Here is a 20,139-nt window from a genome sequence, read left to right on the forward strand (position 1 = left end):
AAAACTACTTATCTTTAACCACGATCAGCGGCTCAATATCGCTCTCTTTCTTCACCACCAGCGAGTCATCGCCGCGCAGACAGGTCCCACCGTAGTTCCCGCCCACGGTAAAGGTACAGACCTGAATGTACTTCCCGTCGACCTTCGGCAGGCACCATAGCTGCTGGTAGATGTTTTTACGGTCGACAAACTTGCCGCTGGATTTATCCAGAAGCTCGTCCTGGGCGCTGATCAGGTCGATATTGCTGCCGCAGCGTCCGGCAATCGGCTTAACGGCATATCCGGTCTGCTTCAGCAGATCGTTGACCTCAAAATCGGTGTCGAGCAGGTAACGGTGATTCGGGAACAGTTGCCACAGCACCGGAAGAATCGCCTTGTTGCCTGGAATAACGGTCCACAGCGGTTCAAAGACCAGCACCTCCGGGCGCAGCAGAACGTCAATCAGGCGCACTTCGCCTTCAGGATGTCCGGTGCGGATCGGCACGGCGGCGTATTCGGTTTCGCTGACCTCGCGGATCTGCTCTATCGCCGTTTCCCACGCCCAGGTTTTCCACACGCAGTTGACGTGGCGACCTTCGTCGTCGATCAGCTGCCCGGCGGCATCCCAGCTGAGCGCCCCCAGCCCGTGGAGGATTTTGGTCTCGAACCCGGCCTGCATCAGCGAACGCTGAATAAAGAGCGCGTGATAGTCCTCTTCGACATCGTTGTCCTGCATGATGTGGACGAACGGCCGCGCGTGGCTGTGCTTCCAGGCGCCGGTCAGCTCTTCCAGCAGGCCTTCTGCCGGGTTATGCCCGTTGCCGCGATAGCCGTTTTTCACCCACTCTTCGAGAATCAGCCCGCCCTCGGTATGGCAGGAGGCGGAGTCGGCGTTGTACTCGTAGACCTTGATGCCGCGCTCATCCATGCAGAAATCCATACGACCGGTGATCATATGGTGACGACGCCACTGCCAGGAGAGGCGCAGGCGCGGCCAGAGGATTTTCGGGATGTCGAAAAGCGCCAGCAGGCTGTCGTCTTTCAGCACCTTGTCCGTGGCGTGCAGGTACATCAGATGCAGTTCGTTGGTGGCCTTGATCAGCTCCTGCTCGGCGCTTTCGGTAATGGTGAAGTACTGGCAGGGATCTTTGTTGATCACGTGGCCGTTGGCGCGAACATACGCCTGCTGCAGCGCGTCATTTTCGTTGAGCCACTTGCCGTCGAACTGACGTTTGTTTTTCAGCCGCGCGCCGCTGATTTTCAGCAGTTCACCGTCGATTTCCGGCTGGGGAATGCTGTGTTCCGTGTCGTCGGTCTGGATCATCCAGCCGAGGATCTCCGTGTCGTTGAAGGTGTCATGAATTGTATAACACCCGTTCTCCACGCTCAGTCGCAGCTCGCGCGTCCACTGCTGCCCAAGCGGCAGCGGGGAGTGAATCACGTTCTGCTCCGCAATACGCACCCTATCGTCCAGAAGCTGGGTGATCACCGCCACGTGGCCGGTCTCGTGAAACTCGCCGCCCTTTTGCCAGATCAGCAGCGCTCCGGCGCGCGGCGCGCGTTTTGAACCGTTGGCAAAGGCCTGAAGGGGCAGAATGTTATCGTTCACCACCTGACGCAAAAAGCGCAGAGAGAAGATCTCCCACGCCATACCGACGTCGGTAAACACAAAGCCATAGTTGAGGAACAGGAAACGGCGGGCAAACTCAACGCACTGCCACTTGTGGCCCATGTATTCATTGCCGATGTAGCTGCGAAAATCCGCGTCTTCCGGGTATTTTCGCGGGTCCAGACTGCCGTAATTTGAAGAGTAAATCGCCACGCCACCGGGCGCATAGCCTAACAATGTCCCGAATGGCGCATCACTGCTTAACTTTCCTTTACGCATGTATCCAACCTAAAACAGGCAGGCGGCAATTTTTTATGGGTTGTCGTCGTCTGCACGTTGTAATTAACCTGACAGAGGGACATTTATCATACACCTGCGCGGCGCATTAACTACATGTTAAACAGCCAGCACGCCGCGAAATGCCCTGGCGCGATCTCCTGCATCGCAGGCTCCTGCGTCTGGCAAACCGGCATGGCGTACGGGCATCGGCTGCAAAACTTACAGCCCGGCAGCGCGGACGCAGGGCCGGGCATTTCACCGCGCAGGGTTGCGTCTTCAAGGTTGCGAATCCGCGGGTCGGGCTGGGGAACCGCCGCCAGCAGCGCGCGGGTATAAGGGTGCGCCGGACGCTGATACAGCTCATTCGCCGGGGCCACCTCCACCAGCTTACCGAGATACATCACCCCAATGCGGCTGGAGATATGGCGCACCATGGAGAGATCGTGGGCGATAAACAGATAGGTCAGCCCCAGCTCCTGCTGCAGATCCTGCAGAATATTCACCACCTGCGCCTGCACCGAAACGTCCAGCGCCGAGAGCGGCTCATCGCACAGCACAAATTCGGGACGCACGGACAACGCGCGGGCAATACTGATGCGTTGACGCTGCCCGCCGCTGAACTCATGCGGGAACCGTTCAAGGTGTTCCTGCTTCAGCCCCACTTTGTAGAGCAGCGTTTCCGTCCGTTCCCGCTGTTCTTCACGGCTGTAGCCGTGGATCTGCATCGGCTCGGCCACCAGCTGTCGCACCGTCATGCCTGGGTTGAGCGAGGAGTAAGGATCCTGAAAAATCGCCTGCATCCGCTTGCGCAGCGGCTTGAGTTCTTTTTCGCGGGCGCGGGCAATCGCCTGCCCGGCGAAGTGGATCTCGCCCGCGGTAATATCGAAAAGGCGCAGGATGGCGCGTCCGAGCGTCGATTTCCCGCAGCCGGACTCCCCCACCAGGCCAAACGTCTCGCCGGGCTGGATATCAAAGCTCACGCCATCAACCGCCTTCACGGCCGCGCCTTTACGCAGCAGACCGCCGTTAAGCTGATAGTGCTTGCGCAGATCGCGCACGCTCACTAATGGTGCCTGTTGTTCACTCATGCATGAGTCTCCTTATCGGCCCATAGCCAGCAGGCGGCGCGATGGCCCTCTCCGGCGGTGTAAAATGCGGGCTGCCGTTCACACTGGGGCATGCGTTTTGGGCAGCGTTCGGCGAACGGGCAGCCCGGCGGCGGGTTAAGCAGGCCGGGCGGCGAACCTTCGATCGGCGATAGACGCTGATTGACCTCATCCGGGCGCGGCAGCGAGGCCAGCAGCCCCTGGGTGTAAGGATGCGCAGGGCGATAAAAAATGTCCTCTACGCTGCCCTCCTCCATCACCAGCCCGCCGTACATCACCACTACGCGGCTGCAGACCTGCGCCACCACGCCGAGATCGTGGGTGATCAGCAGAATCGCGGTTTGGGTCTGCTGCTGCAGGCTTTTCAGCAAACGCAGGATCTGCGCCTGAATGGTGACGTCCAGCGCGGTGGTCGGCTCATCGGCAATAAGCAGCTTCGGGTTGCAGGAGAGCGCAATGGCGATCATCACCCGCTGGCGCATCCCGCCGCTGAACTCGTGAGGATACTGGTCGTATCGGCGTTCCGCCTCGGCAATCCCCACCTGTTCCAGCATGGCGATCGCCGCCGCTTTGGCCGCTTTTTTCGACAGCTTTTTATTTCGCACCAGGATCTCAGACATCTGCTTGCCGATAGTGAGCACCGGGTTCAGGGCGGTCATCGGATCCTGAAAAATCATCGCGATCTCGTTGCCGCGAATAGCGCGCATCTGCGCAGGGGTTTTCTGCGCCAGATCGTCATTCTGGAAGCGAATGCTGCCGCCGGTGATCCGTCCGTTGCTCCCCAGAAGCTGGATAATCGACTTACAGGTGACGCTTTTTCCGCAGCCCGACTCGCCAACAATGCCGACAAGTTCTCCCGGCTGCACCTGAAAGCTTACGCCGCGCACCGCGTGAACTTCACCCTCGCGGGTGCGGAAAGTAGTTTGCAGGTTATCAAGCGCTAATAAGCTACTCATCGCGATTCGCTCCCGGCTCAAAGGCGGTACGGAAGACATCGCCGAGCACGTTAAAGCTGAACACCGTCAGCAGGATCAGGATGCCGGGGAACATCGCCAGCCACGACGCTTCGCCAATATAAGACTGGGCGTTGTTGAGCATGCTTCCCCACGACGCCGCCGGCGCCTGCACACCCAGCCCTAAGAAGCTGAGCGTCGACTCCATCAGAATGGCCGAGGCGATATTGAGCGTGGCGGCCACGATAATGGTCGGCAGCACGCCGGGAATAATGTGGCGCACGATAATACGCAGCGGGTTTTCCCCCGATGCGCGGGCATAAAGCACGTACTCGCGCTCTTTCACCGACAGGGTTTCTGCGCGCACCAGCCGCGACATGTTCATCCACGTCAGCAGGCTGATGATCAGAATGATGTTATCCACGCCCGGCTTGAGGTAAGCATTCACCACCAGCAGCAGGAAGAAGGCCGGAATGGCCATCAGGATATCCACGGCGCGCATCATCAGGTTATCCAGCCAGCCGCCAAAATAGCCGCTCACCGTGCCCACCACCGTGCCGATAAGCGTGGAAAAGAGCATGGCGAGAAAACCGACCATCAGGGAGATCTGGCCGCCATAAAGCGCGCGGGTGAAGTAGTCGCGTCCGTACTCGTCGGTGCCGAACCAGTGTGCGGCATCCGGCGGTAACGTGCGTGCGCCGAGCGCCATCCGATCCGGATCGTACGGACTTAACCCCGCACAGAGCGCGGCGACAATGAAAATAAAAAGCACAAACAGGGAGAACTGCGCCGGACGGTTGCGGCGCAGCTGGTGACGAACCTGCTGCCAGCGTCTGCTCATCCGGGTTACCTCAGCGTACGAATGCGTGGATCGGCGAAGCGATAAAGCAGATCGGCGATCAGGTTACCGACGATCAGCATCATCGACGAGAGCATGATGATCGCCATGATCAGCGGGTAGTCCAGCGAGGCGATCGACTGGATCCCGAGCAGCCCCATCCCCGGCCAGGAGAAGACGCTTTCCGTCACGTAGGCCCCCACAATCAGCTCACCGAACGACAGTCCGAACAGGGTGATCACCGGCAGCAGCACGTTTTTCAGCACGTGCCTAAACAGAATGCTGGAACGCGTGGCGCCGTAGGCAAGCTGGGTTTGCACGTAGTCGGACGAGAGCTGCGAGATGGTGTTGGAGCGGATGTAGCGCACATAGCTGGAGAGGTTGTAGAACGTGAGGGCAATACACGGCAGTACGCCGTGACGCAGCACGTCCAGCGCGTTATCCTCCATGCCGATGGTGCGCATTCCCATGCTGGGGAACCAGCTAAGCTGCACGGCAAAGACCGTAATGAGCAAGATGCCGAACCAGAAAATCGGCACCGAAATGCCGATATAGGCGAACAGGTTAAGCAGGTGATCCAGCCAGCGATGCTTGAATGCCCCCGCCAGCAGGCCCAGCGGGATCGCCAGCACGATCGCCAGCAGCAGCGACGCGCCCATCAGCCCCAGCGTGGCCGGAATGCGTTCGCCGATCATCTCCAGCACCGGGCGGTGGTAAATCAGCGAATAGCCGAGATCGCCCTGCAGGACATTTTTTAGCCACAGGACGTACTGCGTCACCAGCGGCTTATCCAGCCCCAGGCTCTGGCGAATACGTTCGATATCTTCCGGAGCCATACGCGGCGTAATGTACGCCGCCACCGGATCGCCGGGCGCCAGTTTGACCAGCAAAAACGCCACCAGCGAAATAAAGAACAGCATCGGCAGCAGCTGCAGCAGCCGACGCGTGAGAAGTGTGTTCACGACGTGCCCTTTCAAAAGCCCCGACCTGACGGCCGGGGCAATCGCTTATTTCTGATAGATTTTTGACAGATCCTGGAACAGATAGACCGGTTTCGGCTCCGCTTCCTGGGTACCGCCGAAACGCTTGTCTACCGCGACGGTCGCATTGGTATAGGCGATTGGGTAGTACGTCATGTCGTTCGCCACGGTCTGCTGAATTTGCTTGTAGATATCAGCACGTTTTGCGGCGTCGGTTTCCACGGCGCCTTTATCCCACAGGGCATCAAACTGCGGATTTTTGTAGTGCGCGTAGTTATAGGCTTCGTTGCTCATGAACAGCGATTTGTAGCCGTCCGGCTCTGAGCCCATGATGTAGCCGCCCAGGTTCAGCTCCCACGCGGTGTTGTTCATATCGAGGCTGCGCTGGGACATGGCGTTGGAGTCCAGCGGCATCAGCTCCACGTTCACCCCAATGCCCTTCAGCGCCTGCTGAATGTAGAGCGCCATGCTCTCCTGGGTTTTGTTGGTATTCACATACGCCAGGCGCAGCTTGAGGTTGTCCGGCGCGCCGGACGCTTTAAGCAGCTCTTTGGCTTTTTGCACGTCGAATTTGTACTGCTCGACGTCATCCGTCTTGTAAAGCGTATCGGGCGTCAGGAAGGACGTCGCCGGTTTGGCGTAGTCCAGCGAGGTAAAGGCGGTCTGGGTCAGCTCGTCTTTGTTGATGGCGTAAGCAATGGCCTGACGCAATTCTTTGCTCTTCATTACCGGCACGTTCTGGTTGAACGTCATATAGGCCAGACGGCCTTCCGGATAGACCACGAAGTCAAACTTACCGGTATTTTTCAGGCGGTTTACGTCCTGCGGGTCAACCATCTTGAGGTTGATTTCACCGTTTTGCAGCGCCAGGTTGGCGGCGTTACTGTCTTTGGCGAAACGGTAGGTGACTGAATCAAGCTTCGCTTTGCCGTTCCAGTAATCGTCAAAACGGGTCAGGGCGTAATATTGTCCGGCGCGGTACTCTTTAAATTTGAACGGCCCGGAGCCGACCGGCGCATCGTTTTTGCTGCTCTTTTCCAGGTCGCCTTCGCCGGCGAACACGTGCTGCGGGATCGGGTAGATCTGTACCAGGGTGCCGGTAAAGGCCGCGCTAACCTGCGGTAAGGTGAACTTAACGGTGCGGTCGTCAACCTTGCTTACCTGTACCGGCTTATCGCCGTAGGTAAACATGCTGCGGAAGAAGCTGTGCTGTTTGGCATCGAGCAGCTTGTTGAACGTAAAGACCACGTCGTCCGCCGTCAGCGGCTGACCGTCCTGCCATTTCAGGTTCGGTTTTAACGTCAGGGTGTAGCTCAGGTTGTCGGCGGAGGGCGTGAGGCTTTCCGCCAGGCCCCACTCGATCTTGCCGTTATTAAAGCTGTACAGCGGGGCATACAACGCCTGCATGATGGTTAACGTTGTGCGGTCGCTGGCATAAAGCGGATTAACGGCTAACGGGTCGCCGGAGTTAATACCGATAATCAGCGAACCGCCCGCTTTTGGCGCGTCGCTTTTTGACGCCGCGGCCGTATTTGTCTCTTTATTTTTCGCATCATCACAGCCCGCCAGGCCTAACGCGAGCGAAACGACCACTGCCGATAACAGAAGCTTGCGCATCTCACTAACTCCTTGCCTAATAAAGTGTTTATAACTGCATCTTTTATTTATGTTGAAGCATCATAGGCAGCTTTATCCATTAACGCATTAGTTATGAAAATGCGATTTTCGATTAAGCTTATGCCGGATTTGATATATATAAGCAGCAGAAGGAATAGCGGTTAATTGATTGCGCTCGCAACGTTAAACGGTTCACAAATCTCCTGCTACACTGCCTCAACACATCACTCAAAAGGCAGGCCAACATGTCAGACAACACGTATCAGCCACCCAAAGTGTGGGAATGGAAAAAGAACAACGGCGGCGCGTTCGCCAACATTAACCGTCCGATTTCCGGCGCAACGCATGAGAAAGATCTGCCCGTGGGCTCCCACCCGCTGCAGCTTTACTCTCTCGGGACACCGAACGGCCAGAAAGTGACGATCATGCTCGAAGAGCTGCTGGCGCTGGGCGTGACGGGCGCGGAGTACGACGCGTGGTTGATCCGCATCGGCGAGGGCGATCAGTTCTCCAGCGGCTTCGTTGAGGTGAACCCGAACTCGAAAATACCGGCGCTGCGTGATCACTCCACGAACCCGCCAACCCGCGTATTTGAATCCGGCAATATCCTGCTCTATCTCGCAGAGAAATTCGGCCACTTCCTGCCGAAAGATCCGGCGGGGCGCACCGAGACGCTGAACTGGCTGTTCTGGCTGCAGGGCGCGGCGCCGTTCCTCGGCGGCGGTTTTGGCCACTTCTACAACTACGCGCCGGTAAAAATTGAGTACGCCATTGACCGCTTTACCATGGAAGCCAAACGCCTGTTCGACGTGCTGGATAAACAGCTGGCGCGTGGTCGCTACGTGGCGGGTGAGGAGTACACCATCGCGGATATGGCAATCTGGCCATGGTTCGGCTGCGTGGCGCTGGGCAGCGTGTACAACGCCGCCGAGTTCCTGGATGCAGAGAAGTACACCAACGTCCAGCGCTGGGCGAAAGACGTGGCGAATCGGCATGCCGTTAAGCGCGGACGTATCGTTAACCGCACCAGCGGCGAGCTGAACGAGCAGCTCCACGAGCGCCATGCGGCGAGCGACTTCGAGACCAATACGGAAGATAAGCGTCAGGCGTAATGTTCCGCCGGGCGGATCCCCGCCCGGCAGCTGAGATCCTTGACCAGGGCATGATTAGCTTAAAGGTTGAACCGGTATTGCTGGCACTATCTGGACGTTTTTCTCGCGTCAGAGAGTGAGAAATGACGTATCAACCGACAGCAGTCACAAAGGATCTGTTATGAAACTTATTAAAACAACGCTGGTTATCAGCGCCCTCATTTTCTCCACCTCGGGAATGGCCATCGACAAAACTGCAGCTGGCGCGGTAGCAGGCGCGGCGATTGGCGCGGCCACTGGCAAAGATCTGAAATCGACCGTTGGCGGCGCCGTTGTTGGCGCAGGCACGGGTGCTATGTTCAAAAACGGCGGCAAAGGTAAAGCCGCGCGTAAAGGCGGTGCGGTAGGTGCTGCCGTGGGCGCAGGTGCCGCGGCGGTGACCGGCAAGAGCGTGCTGAAAGGTGCAGCCGTTGGTGCGGGCACGGGTGCGCTGATTGGTGAGGCGACGCACTAATACATACAGCCGGGCAGCGCTGCGTTTGCCCGGTATTAATCACATCCCCGATGACGCTTTCCGCTTATTGTCCGTGTCTCATTCCTAATATTTTTCATTACCACATTAATACTTAATATCCCGCGCTTTTTGCCGTCCGGCCTGTTTCATCTGACGTTTATCCTGGCGGCAGTCGTGATTACTCTGGTTATTGTTCGCCACGCAGGTCTGCTTCACCTGCCGTGACGCGTCGCGGGTTTCCTGCCTGACATCACGCGCCACGCGCCGTTCCTGCGCCTGTTGGGTCGCATCGGCAAAAACCGAGAACATCATCAGAAAAATGAAAGAGAGAACAGGGATGAGAGATAACGATCTGTTCATAGCAACACCTCACAGAAGAGAGCCCAGAACGTCAGGGGGTTAGCAAAAGAATAGCAGTTTCAACGCGAGCTGAATGGGGAAGGCGTTAATAATACAAGGCCGCATCCGGCGGCCTTGAAACGTTGCGTTATGCCGTCAGGCGGAACTTTTGCACCGAGCGCTGAAGCTCTTCGGTCTGACGCTCCAGCGCCGCCGCCGCCGCGGAAACTTCTTCAACCAGCGAGGCGTTTTGCTGGGTTACGCCGTCCATCTGGGTAATGGCAATCCCGACCTGCGAAATGCCCTTGCTTTGCTCCTCAGAGGCGGAAGCGATTTGCTTCATAATAGTTGTCACTTCCGTCACGTCCCGCAGAATCGCATCCATGGTGGTGCCGGTGTCGCCCACCAGCTTCGCCCCCTGCTCTACGCGGGACACGGAGTCGGTAATCAGCCCTTCAATCTCTTTTGCCGCGTTGGCGCTGCGGCTTGCCAGGTTGCGAACTTCTCCTGCCACTACCGCGAAACCACGCCCCTGTTCACCCGCGCGCGCCGCTTCAACCGCCGCATTGAGCGCCAGAATATTGGTCTGGAAGGCAATACTGTTGATAACGTTAGTGATTTCAGCGATTTTCTTCGAGCTTTCCGAAATACCGCTCATGGTGGTCACCACCTCTTCCACCAGCGAACCGCCGCGGCTGGCGGTAGTTGAGGCCACATCGGCCAGCTGGCTGGCCTGACGCGCGCTTTCCGCATTCAGTTTCACCGTGGCGGTCAGCTGTTCCATGCTGGCTGCCGTCTCTTCCAGCGCAGCCGCCTGCTCTTCGGTACGGGAAGAGAGATCGTTGTTACCGCTGGAGATTTCCGTCGCGCCGCGCCAGATATTTTCACTGCCGGAGCGGATCGTGCTGACCGCTTCGCGCAGGCTGTCCTGCATGGCGCTCAGCAGCGGCACCAGCTGGCCCACGCAGTTGCGGCCGAACGGCTCAATGGGCTGGCTGAGATCGCCCTGGGCAATCTGGCGGAACTGCTGGCGAATGCGATCCAGCGGTTTGACCAGCATCGCCACCAGGTAACGGTCGGTGAAGAGCAGGATCAGCAGGCCGATAATCGTGGCAACGATAATCACCGTGCGGGTCATGCTTGTCAGGCCGTCCACCACCACGCGGGTGCTGTCGAGCGACTTCGCGGCGGCATTGTTGAACTCCTCAGCGGCCGCACCAAACGCGCGGCTCAGCGGCGGCGTGACGTTGTTGGCCTGCTGGCGATACCCCTCCAGAGCCCCCTGCTTCGCCTGCTGCATTTGCGGCGTTACGCCCTGTTCAAGCAGCGCCTGCCAGGTGCCAATCACCCTGGAAGAGATCTGCTCATCCATCGGGCCTGGGGAGATCGCCTTCATCTCGGCCAGTTTCTTGCCCATGTTATCCAGCGCCTGTTGGGCAGAGGACAGATCCGGCGTGCCGCCTGCGGCTTTGACTTCCATTGCGCGGCTCAGACGGGTCACAAAGCGAAAATATTGATCGTTACCCTGGCTGAGTACCGTCATCTGTTTAACCAGCTGGCGATCGACTTCGTTGCCATCTGAAACGCGAGAAAGGGACCAGGTGCTGTACAAGCCAACACCCGCCCACATTAAACAAAAGATCCCGAGAATCGTCAGCATGACGAAGCGGATCGTGAAATTACGGAGCATATTCATAAGTCTTCCTTGCCGTGAGGGTGAGTTCGCCCAGAGGCGAGTACTACTCTCGTTATCGGCAGGAAAGAGGGAAATTATAACGTTTTGTGATCATTTTTAATTAGCATGGCTTCACTGGTCACACAGCAGTTGTTAACCATCAGGCCCGAGCTTAGTGATGTAATTTGTGATGTGATAAGTTCAGGAGGAAAACGTTGTTTCGAAAATTTCATCAATAAGAAAGGAGACATCATGTCCTGGCACCCTTACCCCGGCCGCTATGAGAATATGCAATACCGTTATTGCGGCAAAAGTGGCCTGCGCCTGCCCGCGCTGTCGCTGGGACTGTGGCATAGCTTCGGCCACGTCCAGCCTCTTGATGCCCAACGCGCGCTGCTGCGAAAAGCCTTCGACCTCGGCATCATTCATTTCGATCTTGCCAATAACTACGGACCACCGCCGGGTAGCGCGGAAGAAAATTTCGGCCGCCTGCTGCGGGAAGATTTTGCCGCATACCGCGACGAACTGGTTATCTCCACCAAGGCGGGTTATGACATGTGGCCTGGGCCGTACGGTTCCGGCGGTTCACGCAAATATCTGCTCGCCAGCCTCGACCAGAGCCTGAAGCGTCTGGGCGTCGAGTACGTCGATATTTTCTACTCCCACCGCGTGGATGAAAACACCCCGATGGAAGAGACGGCATCCGCGCTGGCCCATGCCGTGCAGAGCGGAAAAGCGCTGTATGTGGGGATTTCCTCCTACTCGACAGATCGCACACAAAAAATGGCCGAGCTGCTGCGCGAGTGGAAGATCCCCCTGCTGATCCATCAGCCGTCCTATAACCTGCTTAACCGCTGGGTCGATAAGACCGGCTTGCTGGATGCGCTGGAAGCAAACGGTACGGGCTGTATTGCCTTCACCCCGCTGGCGCAGGGGCTGCTGACCGGGAAATACCTGAACGGTATCCCTGAAGGATCACGCATGCAGCGCGAAGGGAATAAAGTGCGCGGCCTGACGCAAAAGATGCTCACCGACGCCAACCTGAGCAGCCTTCGCCTGCTGAATGAGATGGCGCAGGCGCGCGGACAAACCATGGCGCAGATGGCACTAAGCTGGCTGCTGAAAGATGCGCGCGTGACGTCCGTGCTGATTGGCGCAAGCCGCCCGGAACAGCTGGAAGAGAATGTACAGGCGCTGGAAAACCTGCGCTTTACGGAGGACGAACTCAAGCGGATTGACCAGCATGTTGCGGATGGGGAGTTGAATCTGTGGCAGGCGTCGTCTGATAAATAATGCCGCACCGAGCAGTCCCCTCTCCCCTTTGGGGAGAGGGTTAGGATGAGGGGTAAGGCGTACTTTACTTCTTACTGATCTTATCCAGATACCCCATCACAAACGCAGACAGCACAAACGTCAGATGGATAATGACGTACCACATCAGTTTGTTATCCGGCACGTTCTTCGCGTCCATAAATACGCGTAGCAGGTGGATAGAAGAGATCGCCACAATCGACGCGGCCACTTTATTCTTCAGCGACGAGGCATCCATTTTGCCCAACCAGCTGAGCTTCTCTTTACGCTCGTCGATATCAAGCTGGGAGACGAAATTCTCGTAGCCGGAGAACATCACCATCACCAGCAGCCCACCCACCAGGGTCATATCCACCAGCGAGAGCAGAACCAGAATCAAATCCGCTTCGGCAATGGAAAAGATATTCGGCAGAACGTGCAGGATTTCCTGAAAGAACTTAATCGTCAGCGCGATAAGCGCCAGCGAAAGGCCAAAATAGACGGGGGCCAGTATCCAGCGAGAGGCGTACATGGCATTTTCAAAAAAGCGTTCCATAGAGTCCTGTTTGCAAAAGAAACCAGCGCCCAGTATATCTCAACGGCGCTGACTGTTTGCAATAACTCAACGGTACGTCACTCAGACGTTGTCTGGATTAACTTCCGGACGTGCGTACTCCGGCCAGACAAGCGCCACCAGTTCAGGATAGGCTTCCAGACTGAACTCGCGAAAACACTGCCGCAAATTCAATACGTCCAGATCGGAATAAGATACCTTTTCTCCGTTAAGACAGCGCTTTTTGATATTGTCATAATATTTATAGACTGCTGAATTCAGATCGCTACAGCGACGCTGCGCCTCAAACAGTCCGGGCGTGTCATTAATTTCCGACATTTTCATGCGCTTAATTGTCGCATGTAAAAAGTCGATATATTCGTGGTTCACCCGCCAGTACCAGACAGGCGTAACGGAGTTCATCAATACAGAGAAATGGTCTTCACCTTCCTCTTTTGTCATCAGTTCAGGTTGTGGGGGCTCACTGGCGTCTTTCGACACTTTCGTTTTATTGAACTCCTGCATCAATAAAAGCACACCAGCGGTCAATAATAGTAATGTGATGACCGTAAAAAAGATGCTGTTCATGGGTAGGCTCCATTTTTTTTGATTTTAAATTTGCCTCATGATATTGTCAACGAATCTCACGCCTTTACCAACCCCACCCTGTTGAAATTAAAGGAAATTAAAAATGCTGCCCGACTATCTCGTCCCGGCTAAGTACCACATTACGCCTGTGGAACAGCAACCGACGGAAGCAGAAAAAGAGGCCAGTTTCACTCAGGGGAAAAGAAAGCTCTCTGATTTCGAGCCCGATATATTAATTGGTGTTTCCCGAACTGGCAAATCGCGAAATATGTTGCTGGAAGAGCACGATCGTCATATAAAAGACCGCTTATTTCGCGCTATAAAAATTGAAGCCTTTGTCCACCTGCTGAATGACCTGCAGGCCGAGGGGGAAATAGATGCCCAGAAACTAAGTCAAATAATAGCCGAGAAAACCGAAGAAATTAATGAAGCGGGCAATGAAATTTGGCTTAATTTAATTACGCGCGAAAAAAACAACCCAATTTTTTATAGCCTGGGGGAAGATTAACGTGAAAGAAGTTAAAAATAACGACGTTTATTTGACTTTAGATGATAAAAAAAGTGATGAATTTATCTTAAAGCAAAATCTCGACGCGCTACGAAACACAAAAAATGACGAGATGACGCGCATTACACAAGACCTGGTATCGATCCCGGCGACGCTGGTTCGGCTTAAATGGCAGAATCGCCGTGAAATTTATCCGCTGCAGGTCAAAGAAGAAATTTACGGTGCCGTGATGAATGCCATCATTGAACAGCGGCCAGAGCTGAAAGAGAAGCTTCTGGGGCGCCTCGAGGCCAATTATCAGTATCTGCTCGCCAGAGAAATCGCCACCCTGCGTCTGACGCGCAAGCTGTCAGACGGTGAGTACCGTACCTCAAACGTCACCTGCGTTGCGCTTGATGAGGACGCGCTGGCAACCCCTTCTGCCGCACCAACGAATAACAAAAGCGCATAAACCGACAGGCATAAAAAAAGCCGGCTTTCGCCAGCTTCTTTATCACTTCGAGGCCGCCTTTTCTTCGCCGACCAGTCCAATCTTCAGGTAACCCGCCTGATGCAGCGTGTCCATTACCTTCATCATGGTTTCATAATCAACGGTTTTATCCGCACGGAAGAAGACCGTAGTGTCTTTCTTTCCGCCCGTAAGCTGCTCCAGTGCCGGGATGACTGAGTCGGCCGTCACCGGGTCGTTGCCGAGGAACATGGATTTATCCGCTTTCACCGACAGGTAAACAGGCTTCTCCGGGCGCGGCTGGGGCTGGCTGGAAGATGCCGGCAGATTCACCTTCACATCCACCGTCGCCAGCGGTGCAGCTACCATGAAGATAATCAGCAGAACCAGCATGACGTCGATAAACGGCGTCACGTTGATTTCATGCATTTCGCCGTTATCGTCCAGATTTTCGTTTAGACGCATCGCCATACTATTAACCTGCGCGCAGTTTAGACGCCGCATGCACCGGCTTAACCGAGCTGGCATTCAGATCGAGATCGCGACTTTGCAGCAGCAGAACCTGCGCAGCAACGTCTCCGAGAGTCGCTTTATAGCTGCCAATCATACGCGCGAAGATATTGTAGATGACCACCGCCGGGATAGCGGCAACCAGACCGATTGCTGTCGCCAGCAGCGCTTCTGCGATACCCGGCGCCACGACCGCCAGGTTGGTAGTTTGGGTCTGCGCGATACCGATAAAGCTGTTCATGATGCCCCAGACCGTGCCGAAAAGACCGATGAACGGTGAGATCGCGCCGATGGTAGCCAGATAACCATTGCCGCGCCCCATGTGTCGGCCAACGGCCGCAACGCGACGCTCCAGGCGGAAACCGGTACGCTCTTTGATGCCTTCGTTATCTTCACTGCCAGCGGAGAGTTCCAGCTCGTTCTGCGCTTCATTCACGAGCAGGGTGGTCAGGCTTTTCGCGTGGAAAGATGATGTCATATCTGAAGCCTGATCCAGAGAGCGGGCTTCAGCCAGCTGCTGCTGCTCCCGCTTCAGGCGGCGCTTCTGCGAAAGCAACTCGGCACTTTTGCTGAAGAAGATAGCCCAGGTGACAACGGACGCCAGAATCAGGCCGATCATCACAATCTTAACCACGATGTCAGCATGCTGATACATGCCCCAAACGGAGAGATCCGTCTGCATCAAATTATTACCCACTCTGTATCTCCAGGACGCAAATCACAAAATCTGAGCGTAATAATATCAAAACGTCGTCGAATTGATAGTAGTTCTCATTAGTATTTGCATGGTGCCGTAATTTTCGCTCACTTTCCTTGCGCTTACGCAGTAAAAATTTCTTATGCGGTTTTTTGCTAATATTTTCTGCTTATTCGATAAGCCTCGGGGTGCAGTTTTTTCCAATCGTGGTAGTCTGGACGTCCAGACGTACAAAAACAGGGTTAGCGAACATGACAAAGAAGCATCTTGATACCACGCTGGTACAGGCAGGACGCAGCAAAAAATATACTCAGGGATCGGTCAACAGCGTGATTCAACGAGCCTCCTCGCTGGTGTTTGACACCGTTGAGGAGAAAAAAATCGCCACGCGTAACCGCGCGAAAGGCGGGCTGTTTTATGGCCGTCGCGGCACGCTAACCCATTTTTCTCTGCAGGAAGCGATGTGCGAGCTGGAAGGCGGCGCGGGCTGTGCGCTCTTCCCGTGCGGGGCGGCGGCGGTCGCCAACACCATTCTGGCGTTTGTGGAACAGGGCGACCATATCCTGATGACCAACACCGCCTATGAACCCAGCCAGGACTTCTGCACCAAAATCCTCAGCAAGCTCGGGGTAACGACCGGCTGGTTCGACCCGCTGATTGGTGAAGGCATTGCCGAACTTATTCAGCCAAACACGCGCATTGTGTTCCTGGAATCTCCGGGGTCGCTCACCATGGAAGTTCACGACGTGCCGGCTATCGTGAAGGCCGTACGCAACAAAGCGCCAGAGGCGATCGTTATGATCGACAACACCTGGGCTGCAGGCGTGCTGTTCAAAGCGCTGGAATTCGACATTGATATTTCGATTCAGGCGGCAACGAAATACCTGATAGGCCACTCTGACGGCATGATTGGTACTGCGGTCTCCAACTCGCGCTGCTGGGATCAGCTGCGTGAAAATGCCTACCTGATGGGCCAGATGGTGGATGCCGACACGGCCTACATGACCAGCCGCGGTATCCGCACGCTGGGCATTCGTCTGCGTCAGCACCATGAAAGCAGCCTGAAGGTCGCCGAATGGCTGGCGCAGCATCCGCTGGTTGAGCGCGTGAATCATCCCGCGTTACCGGGTAGTAAAGGCCATGAGTTCTGGCAACGTGACTTTACGGGCAGCAGCGGGTTGTTCTCATTCGTACTGAAAAAGCGGCTGAATAACGACGAGCTGGCGAGCTATCTGGATAATTTTACCCTTTTCAGCATGGCCTACTCCTGGGGCGGTTTTGAATCCCTGATCCTGGCTAACCAGCCGGAACAGATCGCGGCCCTTCGCCCCGGGGGTGAAGTAGACTTCAGCGGTACCCTGATACGACTGCATATCGGTTTAGAAAATGTTGACGATCTGATTGCCGATTTAGCAGCAGGGTTCGAGCGTATCGTGTAGAGTGCTGGCTGAAAATGTACTCCCTGGACGCTTTTGTGGACACCGCAAGCAGAAAAGTCTGCATGAGTTGCGCCCGGGATCAAACCCGACGGGCGAATAAGGGAGTACAATAGCGCTATATCTGCTGTTCCACAGGAAAGTCCATGGCTGTTATTCAAGATATTATCGCGGCGCTCTGGCAACACGACTTTGCCGCGCTGGCGGATCCTCACGTCGTCGGTATCGTTTACCTCGTGATGTTCGCAACTCTGTTTCTGGAAAATGGATTACTGCCAGCCTCGTTTTTACCCGGTGATAGCCTGCTTTTACTTGCCGGTGCGTTAATCGGGAAAGGCGTCATGGACTTCACGCCAACGATGGTTATTCTCACCTCCGCAGCCAGCCTGGGCTGCTGGTTGAGCTATCTTCAGGGCCGCTGGCTCGGGAATACCCGCGTCGTAAAAGGCTGGCTGGCGCAGTTACCGCATAAATATCATCAGCGTGCGACCTGCATGTTCGATCGCCACGGCCTGCTGGCATTGCTGGCGGGGCGTTTCCTGGCGTTTGTTCGCACCCTTCTGCCGACGATGGCGGGCATTTCCGGTCTGTCGAACCGCCGCTTCCAGTTCTTCAACTGGCTGAGCGCCCTGCTGTGGGTGGGTGTAGTCACCACGCTTGGCTATGCGCTGAATATGATCCCTTTTGTGAAACACCACGAAGATCAGGTGATGACCTTCCTGATGGTGCTGCCGATGTTCCTGCTGGTGGCGGGTCTGGTGGGAACCATCGCGGTGGTGATTAAGAAGAAGTACTGCAGCGCATAATTCAACAAAGCCGGGTGGCGCTGTCGCTTACCCGGCCTGTGTTTCCCCTCAGGCTCCCTGCATCGTTCTGATACGTGACGCATCATCTCCCGGCGTGACGCCGAAATAGCGCTTAAACTCCCGACTGAACTGCGACGCACTTTCATAGCCCACCCGCATCGCCGCCGCGCTGGCCTTCATGCCGTCGTGGATCATCAACATCCGCGCCTTATGCAGCCGGTAGGTTTTGAGGTACTGCAGCGGAGAGGTGCTGGTCACCGACTTAAAGTTATGGTGAAACGCCGAAACGATCATGTTTGCTTCCGCCGCCAGCTGGTCGACGCTGAGGTTTTCCGTGTACTGGCTCTCGATACGCTTGAGCACGCGGCTTATCAGGCTGAAGTGGGTCTGTCGGCTCACCAGAGCCAGTAACGCCCCGCCGCCCGGGCCCAGCAGCACGTGGTAGAGAATTTCGCGGACGATCTGCTTGCCCAGAATACGCGCGTCCAGCGGCCTCTCCATTACGTCCAGCAGACGCTCAATGGCGCAGAGGATCTCCTCCGACAGCGTCGCCGAATTAATCCCGCTCGAGGCCATCGAAGGCTGAAAGAGTTCATCTTCGCCAATATCCATCAGCAGCTCCTGCAGCTGGAGGATGTCGACATTGACGCGGATCCCCGCCAGCGGAACCGCCTCTGTCGCGAAGGTTTCACATTCAAAGGGTAAAGGTACCGTAAGGAGAAGATATTCATTGGTGTCGTAGCGGAACACGCGCTCGTTGATATAGCCAATTTTATGGCCTGAGAAGAGAAAAACGATGCCCGGCTGATACATGACCGGCGTGCGTGTCCCCGGCTGCGTGCCATAGAGCAGGCGAATATCCGGCAGCAGATCGCTGGCACGATTCTCATTATCTATCAATCTCTTAATCTGCACAGTGAGCTGCTGGCAGATAGCCTCACGGTTCATCTTGCGTTACTCCGGGTACGGTTTTCGACGCTAACAGTGTGCGTCGTTTTCCGCGCTTTCTCCAGCGCTCTGTAGAAATGGGCAAGACATCGGCAGGAATGTGCATTGAGGGGATAGCCCCGGACGGCCACAATGTGCAGCATCAGGTCGCCCTCTGCGCACCACGGTTTTTCACCCACTAAAGGGAACGAGCAATGAACAACTTTAATCTTCACACCCCAACCCGCATTCTGTTTGGTAAAGACGCTATCGCTGACCTGCGCGCGCAGATCCCTGCTGACGCCCGCGTACTGATCACCTACGGTGGCGGCAGCGTGAAAAAAACCGGCGTACTGGATCAGGTTTATAGCGCGCTGGACGGTCTGGACGTGCGAGAGTTCGGCGGTATCGAACCAAACCCGTCCTACGAAACGCTGATGAACGCGGTGAAAATTGCCCGCGAAGAAAACGTCACCTTCCTGCTGGCCGTCGGCGGCGGCTCCGTACTGGACGGCACCAAATTCATCGCTGCGGCAGCGCACTACGCTGACGGCATCGATCCGTGGCACATTCTGGAAACCCGCGGCAGCGACATTAAAAGCGCCATCCCGATGGGCTCCGTGCTGACCCTGCCAGCCACCGGTTCTGAATCCAACAAGGGCGCGGTGATCTCCCGTAAAACCACCGGTGACAAGCAGGCCTTCATGAACGAACACGTTCACCCTGTGTTCGCTATCCTGGACCCGGTTTACACCTACACCCTGCCTGCGCGTCAGGTGGCGAACGGCGTAGTCGATGCCTTTGTTCATACCGTTGAGCAGTACGTCACGTACCCGGTGAATGCCAAAATTCAGGATCGCTTCGCGGAAGGCATTCTTCTGACGCTGATTGAAGAAGGTCCGAAAGCGCTGAAAGAGCCTGAAAACTACGACGTTCGTGCCAACGTGATGTGGGCCGCCACACAGGCGCTGAATGGCCTGATCGGCGCTGGCGTGCCGCAGGACTGGGCGACCCATATGCTGGGCCACGAGCTGACGGCGATGCACGGTCTGGATCATGCTCAGACGCTGGCCGTTGTGCTGCCTGCGCTGTGGAATGAAAAGCGTGATACCAAACGCGCCAAACTGCTGCAGTACGCTGAGCGCGTGTGGAACATCACCGAGGGTTCTGACGACGCGCGCATTGATGCCGCCATCGAAGCGACCCGCAGCTTCTTTGAAGGTCTGGGCGTGCCAACGCGTCTGTCCGGCTACGGGCTGGACGGCAGCTCCATCCCTGCCCTGCTGGCGAAACTCGAAGAGCACGGCATGACCCATCTGGGCGAGCACGGCGACATCACGCTGGACGTCAGCCGTCGTATTTACGAGGCGGCACGCTAAGCGTTTTTGTCCCCCCG

Annotated in this window: 21 protein-coding genes; 8 read left to right on the top strand and 13 right to left on the bottom strand. The window is 56.2% G+C overall.

All coding sequences use genetic code 11. The features are described 5' to 3' along the window. Positions 1-4: 4 nt before the first annotated feature. The 6 genes from gss to ELK40_RS19220 all read right to left on the bottom strand — a co-directional run bounded on the left by gss (position 5) and on the right by ELK40_RS19220 (position 7,361). Positions 5-1,867, bottom strand: coding sequence for a bifunctional glutathionylspermidine amidase/synthase (gss, locus tag ELK40_RS19195; protein ID WP_127732298.1), 1,863 nt, complete (start codon positions 1,865-1,867; stop codon positions 5-7). A gap of 110 nt (positions 1,868-1,977) precedes the next feature. Further along, positions 1,978-2,955: an ABC transporter ATP-binding protein gene (locus ELK40_RS19200; protein ID WP_127732300.1), complete on the bottom strand. Its 978-nt coding sequence runs from the start codon at positions 2,953-2,955 to the stop codon at positions 1,978-1,980. Next, positions 2,952-3,929: an ABC transporter ATP-binding protein gene (locus ELK40_RS19205; RefSeq protein WP_127732302.1), complete on the bottom strand. Its 978-nt coding sequence runs from the start codon at positions 3,927-3,929 to the stop codon at positions 2,952-2,954. The genes ELK40_RS19200 and ELK40_RS19205 overlap by 4 nt, the downstream gene beginning before the upstream one ends. Then, on the bottom strand, positions 3,922-4,767 hold the full coding sequence (locus ELK40_RS19210; protein WP_115876267.1) for an ABC transporter permease: 846 nt from the start codon (positions 4,765-4,767) through the stop codon (positions 3,922-3,924). Before ELK40_RS19210 ends, ELK40_RS19205 begins: the two co-directional genes overlap by 8 nt. 5 nt (positions 4,768-4,772) lie before the next feature. Then, on the bottom strand, positions 4,773-5,726 hold the full coding sequence (locus tag ELK40_RS19215) for an ABC transporter permease (RefSeq protein ID WP_127732304.1): 954 nt from the start codon (positions 5,724-5,726) through the stop codon (positions 4,773-4,775). 45 nt (positions 5,727-5,771) lie between these two features. Continuing rightward, positions 5,772-7,361, bottom strand: a complete 1,590-nt coding sequence (locus ELK40_RS19220; RefSeq protein WP_127732306.1) for an ABC transporter substrate-binding protein — start codon at positions 7,359-7,361, stop codon at positions 5,772-5,774. A gap of 245 nt (positions 7,362-7,606) precedes the next feature. On the opposite strand from ELK40_RS19220, the gene yghU reads away from it, so the two are divergent. After that, positions 7,607-8,473 (top strand): glutathione-dependent disulfide-bond oxidoreductase, encoded by an 867-nt coding sequence (gene yghU, locus ELK40_RS19225; RefSeq protein WP_115876270.1) that lies wholly within the window; start codon positions 7,607-7,609, stop codon positions 8,471-8,473. 160 nt (positions 8,474-8,633) lie between these two features. After that, positions 8,634-8,966: a hypothetical protein gene (locus tag ELK40_RS19230; RefSeq protein WP_029740720.1), complete on the top strand. Its 333-nt coding sequence runs from the start codon at positions 8,634-8,636 to the stop codon at positions 8,964-8,966. A 105-nt stretch (positions 8,967-9,071) separates the two neighbouring features. Here the strand turns inward: ELK40_RS19230 and ELK40_RS19235 are convergent, their stop codons facing one another. Then, a complete protein-coding gene (locus ELK40_RS19235) occupies positions 9,072-9,326 on the bottom strand; it encodes a hypothetical protein (protein WP_115876271.1) in 255 nt (84 codons plus the stop codon). A gap of 127 nt (positions 9,327-9,453) precedes the next feature. After that, a complete protein-coding gene (locus ELK40_RS19240) occupies positions 9,454-11,001 on the bottom strand; it encodes a methyl-accepting chemotaxis protein (protein ID WP_127732308.1) in 1,548 nt (515 codons plus the stop codon). Between the two features lie 231 nt (positions 11,002-11,232). Between ELK40_RS19240 and ELK40_RS19245 the strand changes: the two genes are divergently transcribed. Next, on the top strand, positions 11,233-12,273 hold the full coding sequence (locus tag ELK40_RS19245; protein WP_127732309.1) for an aldo/keto reductase: 1,041 nt from the start codon (positions 11,233-11,235) through the stop codon (positions 12,271-12,273). Positions 12,274-12,337: 64 nt separating this feature from the next. Here ELK40_RS19245 and ELK40_RS19250 read toward each other — a convergent pair whose 3' ends face one another. Together ELK40_RS19250 and ELK40_RS19255 are read right to left on the bottom strand one after the other, a co-directional pair. Further along, a complete protein-coding gene (locus ELK40_RS19250; RefSeq protein WP_008499805.1) occupies positions 12,338-12,826 on the bottom strand; it encodes a TIGR00645 family protein in 489 nt (162 codons plus the stop codon). Between the two features lie 81 nt (positions 12,827-12,907). Continuing rightward, entirely contained in the window at positions 12,908-13,411 is a 504-nt protein-coding gene (locus ELK40_RS19255) for an RNA helicase (RefSeq protein WP_111963268.1), read from the bottom strand. Positions 13,412-13,514: 103 nt separating this feature from the next. On the opposite strand from ELK40_RS19255, the gene ELK40_RS19260 reads away from it, so the two are divergent. Further along, positions 13,515-13,919 carry a hypothetical protein gene (locus tag ELK40_RS19260; RefSeq protein ID WP_032659974.1) on the top strand — a complete coding sequence of 135 codons (405 nt, stop codon included), beginning with the start codon at positions 13,515-13,517 and terminating at the stop codon, positions 13,917-13,919. Between the two features lies 1 nt (position 13,920). Beyond that, positions 13,921-14,370 carry a cytoplasmic protein gene (locus tag ELK40_RS19265; RefSeq protein ID WP_115876276.1) on the top strand — a complete coding sequence of 150 codons (450 nt, stop codon included), beginning with the start codon at positions 13,921-13,923 and terminating at the stop codon, positions 14,368-14,370. A gap of 42 nt (positions 14,371-14,412) precedes the next feature. On the opposite strand, the gene exbD is transcribed toward ELK40_RS19265, so the two are convergent. Together exbD and exbB are read right to left on the bottom strand one after the other, a co-directional pair. Next, a complete protein-coding gene (gene exbD, locus ELK40_RS19270; protein ID WP_023333404.1) occupies positions 14,413-14,838 on the bottom strand; it encodes a TonB system transport protein ExbD in 426 nt (141 codons plus the stop codon). A gap of 4 nt (positions 14,839-14,842) precedes the next feature. Then, positions 14,843-15,574: a tol-pal system-associated acyl-CoA thioesterase gene (exbB, locus tag ELK40_RS19275; RefSeq protein WP_023333405.1), complete on the bottom strand. Its 732-nt coding sequence runs from the start codon at positions 15,572-15,574 to the stop codon at positions 14,843-14,845. A gap of 251 nt (positions 15,575-15,825) precedes the next feature. On the opposite strand from exbB, the gene metC reads away from it, so the two are divergent. Together metC and yghB are read left to right on the top strand one after the other, a co-directional pair. After that, the gene (gene metC, locus ELK40_RS19280) at positions 15,826-17,013 is read left to right on the top strand and encodes a cystathionine beta-lyase (RefSeq protein WP_115876278.1); all 1,188 of its coding nucleotides are present in this window, start codon (positions 15,826-15,828) and stop codon (positions 17,011-17,013) included. 143 nt (positions 17,014-17,156) lie between these two features. After that, the gene (gene yghB / locus ELK40_RS19285) at positions 17,157-17,816 is read left to right on the top strand and encodes a DedA family general envelope maintenance protein YghB (protein ID WP_023309176.1); all 660 of its coding nucleotides are present in this window, start codon (positions 17,157-17,159) and stop codon (positions 17,814-17,816) included. Positions 17,817-17,864: 48 nt separating this feature from the next. Here the strand turns inward: yghB and ELK40_RS19290 are convergent, their stop codons facing one another. Next, a complete protein-coding gene (locus ELK40_RS19290) occupies positions 17,865-18,764 on the bottom strand; it encodes an AraC family transcriptional regulator (RefSeq protein WP_127732311.1) in 900 nt (299 codons plus the stop codon). A 194-nt stretch (positions 18,765-18,958) separates the two neighbouring features. On the opposite strand from ELK40_RS19290, the gene yqhD reads away from it, so the two are divergent. After that, positions 18,959-20,122: an alcohol dehydrogenase gene (yqhD, locus tag ELK40_RS19295; RefSeq protein ID WP_127732313.1), complete on the top strand. Its 1,164-nt coding sequence runs from the start codon at positions 18,959-18,961 to the stop codon at positions 20,120-20,122. Positions 20,123-20,139: the final 17 nt, after the last annotated feature.

The organism is Enterobacter sp. N18-03635, assembly GCF_004006055.1.
GTDB classification, from domain to species: domain Bacteria; phylum Pseudomonadota; class Gammaproteobacteria; order Enterobacterales; family Enterobacteriaceae; genus Enterobacter; species Enterobacter vonholyi.

Excerpts from the sequence above, each read along its gene's own strand:
- gss (WP_127732298.1), bottom strand. The coding sequence starts at position 1,867 with ATGCGTAAAGGAAAGTTAAGCAGTGATGCGCCATTCGGGACATTGTTA.
- ELK40_RS19200 (WP_127732300.1), bottom strand. The coding sequence starts at position 2,955 with ATGAGTGAACAACAGGCACCATTAGTGAGCGTGCGCGATCTGCGCAAG.
- ELK40_RS19205 (WP_127732302.1), bottom strand. The coding sequence starts at position 3,929 with ATGAGTAGCTTATTAGCGCTTGATAACCTGCAAACTACTTTCCGCACC.
- ELK40_RS19210 (WP_115876267.1), bottom strand. The coding sequence starts at position 4,767 with ATGAGCAGACGCTGGCAGCAGGTTCGTCACCAGCTGCGCCGCAACCGT.
- ELK40_RS19220 (WP_127732306.1), bottom strand. The coding sequence starts at position 7,361 with ATGCGCAAGCTTCTGTTATCGGCAGTGGTCGTTTCGCTCGCGTTAGGC.
- yghU (WP_115876270.1), top strand. The coding sequence starts at position 7,607 with ATGTCAGACAACACGTATCAGCCACCCAAAGTGTGGGAATGGAAAAAG.
- ELK40_RS19230 (WP_029740720.1), top strand. The coding sequence starts at position 8,634 with ATGAAACTTATTAAAACAACGCTGGTTATCAGCGCCCTCATTTTCTCC.
- ELK40_RS19235 (WP_115876271.1), bottom strand. The coding sequence starts at position 9,326 with ATGAACAGATCGTTATCTCTCATCCCTGTTCTCTCTTTCATTTTTCTG.
- ELK40_RS19240 (WP_127732308.1), bottom strand. The coding sequence starts at position 11,001 with ATGAATATGCTCCGTAATTTCACGATCCGCTTCGTCATGCTGACGATT.
- ELK40_RS19245 (WP_127732309.1), top strand. The coding sequence starts at position 11,233 with ATGTCCTGGCACCCTTACCCCGGCCGCTATGAGAATATGCAATACCGT.
- ELK40_RS19250 (WP_008499805.1), bottom strand. The coding sequence starts at position 12,826 with ATGGAACGCTTTTTTGAAAATGCCATGTACGCCTCTCGCTGGATACTG.
- ELK40_RS19255 (WP_111963268.1), bottom strand. The coding sequence starts at position 13,411 with ATGAACAGCATCTTTTTTACGGTCATCACATTACTATTATTGACCGCT.
- ELK40_RS19260 (WP_032659974.1), top strand. The coding sequence starts at position 13,515 with ATGCTGCCCGACTATCTCGTCCCGGCTAAGTACCACATTACGCCTGTG.
- exbD (WP_023333404.1), bottom strand. The coding sequence starts at position 14,838 with ATGGCGATGCGTCTAAACGAAAATCTGGACGATAACGGCGAAATGCAT.
- metC (WP_115876278.1), top strand. The coding sequence starts at position 15,826 with ATGACAAAGAAGCATCTTGATACCACGCTGGTACAGGCAGGACGCAGC.
- yghB (WP_023309176.1), top strand. The coding sequence starts at position 17,157 with ATGGCTGTTATTCAAGATATTATCGCGGCGCTCTGGCAACACGACTTT.
- ELK40_RS19290 (WP_127732311.1), bottom strand. The coding sequence starts at position 18,764 with ATGAACCGTGAGGCTATCTGCCAGCAGCTCACTGTGCAGATTAAGAGA.
- yqhD (WP_127732313.1), top strand. The coding sequence starts at position 18,959 with ATGAACAACTTTAATCTTCACACCCCAACCCGCATTCTGTTTGGTAAA.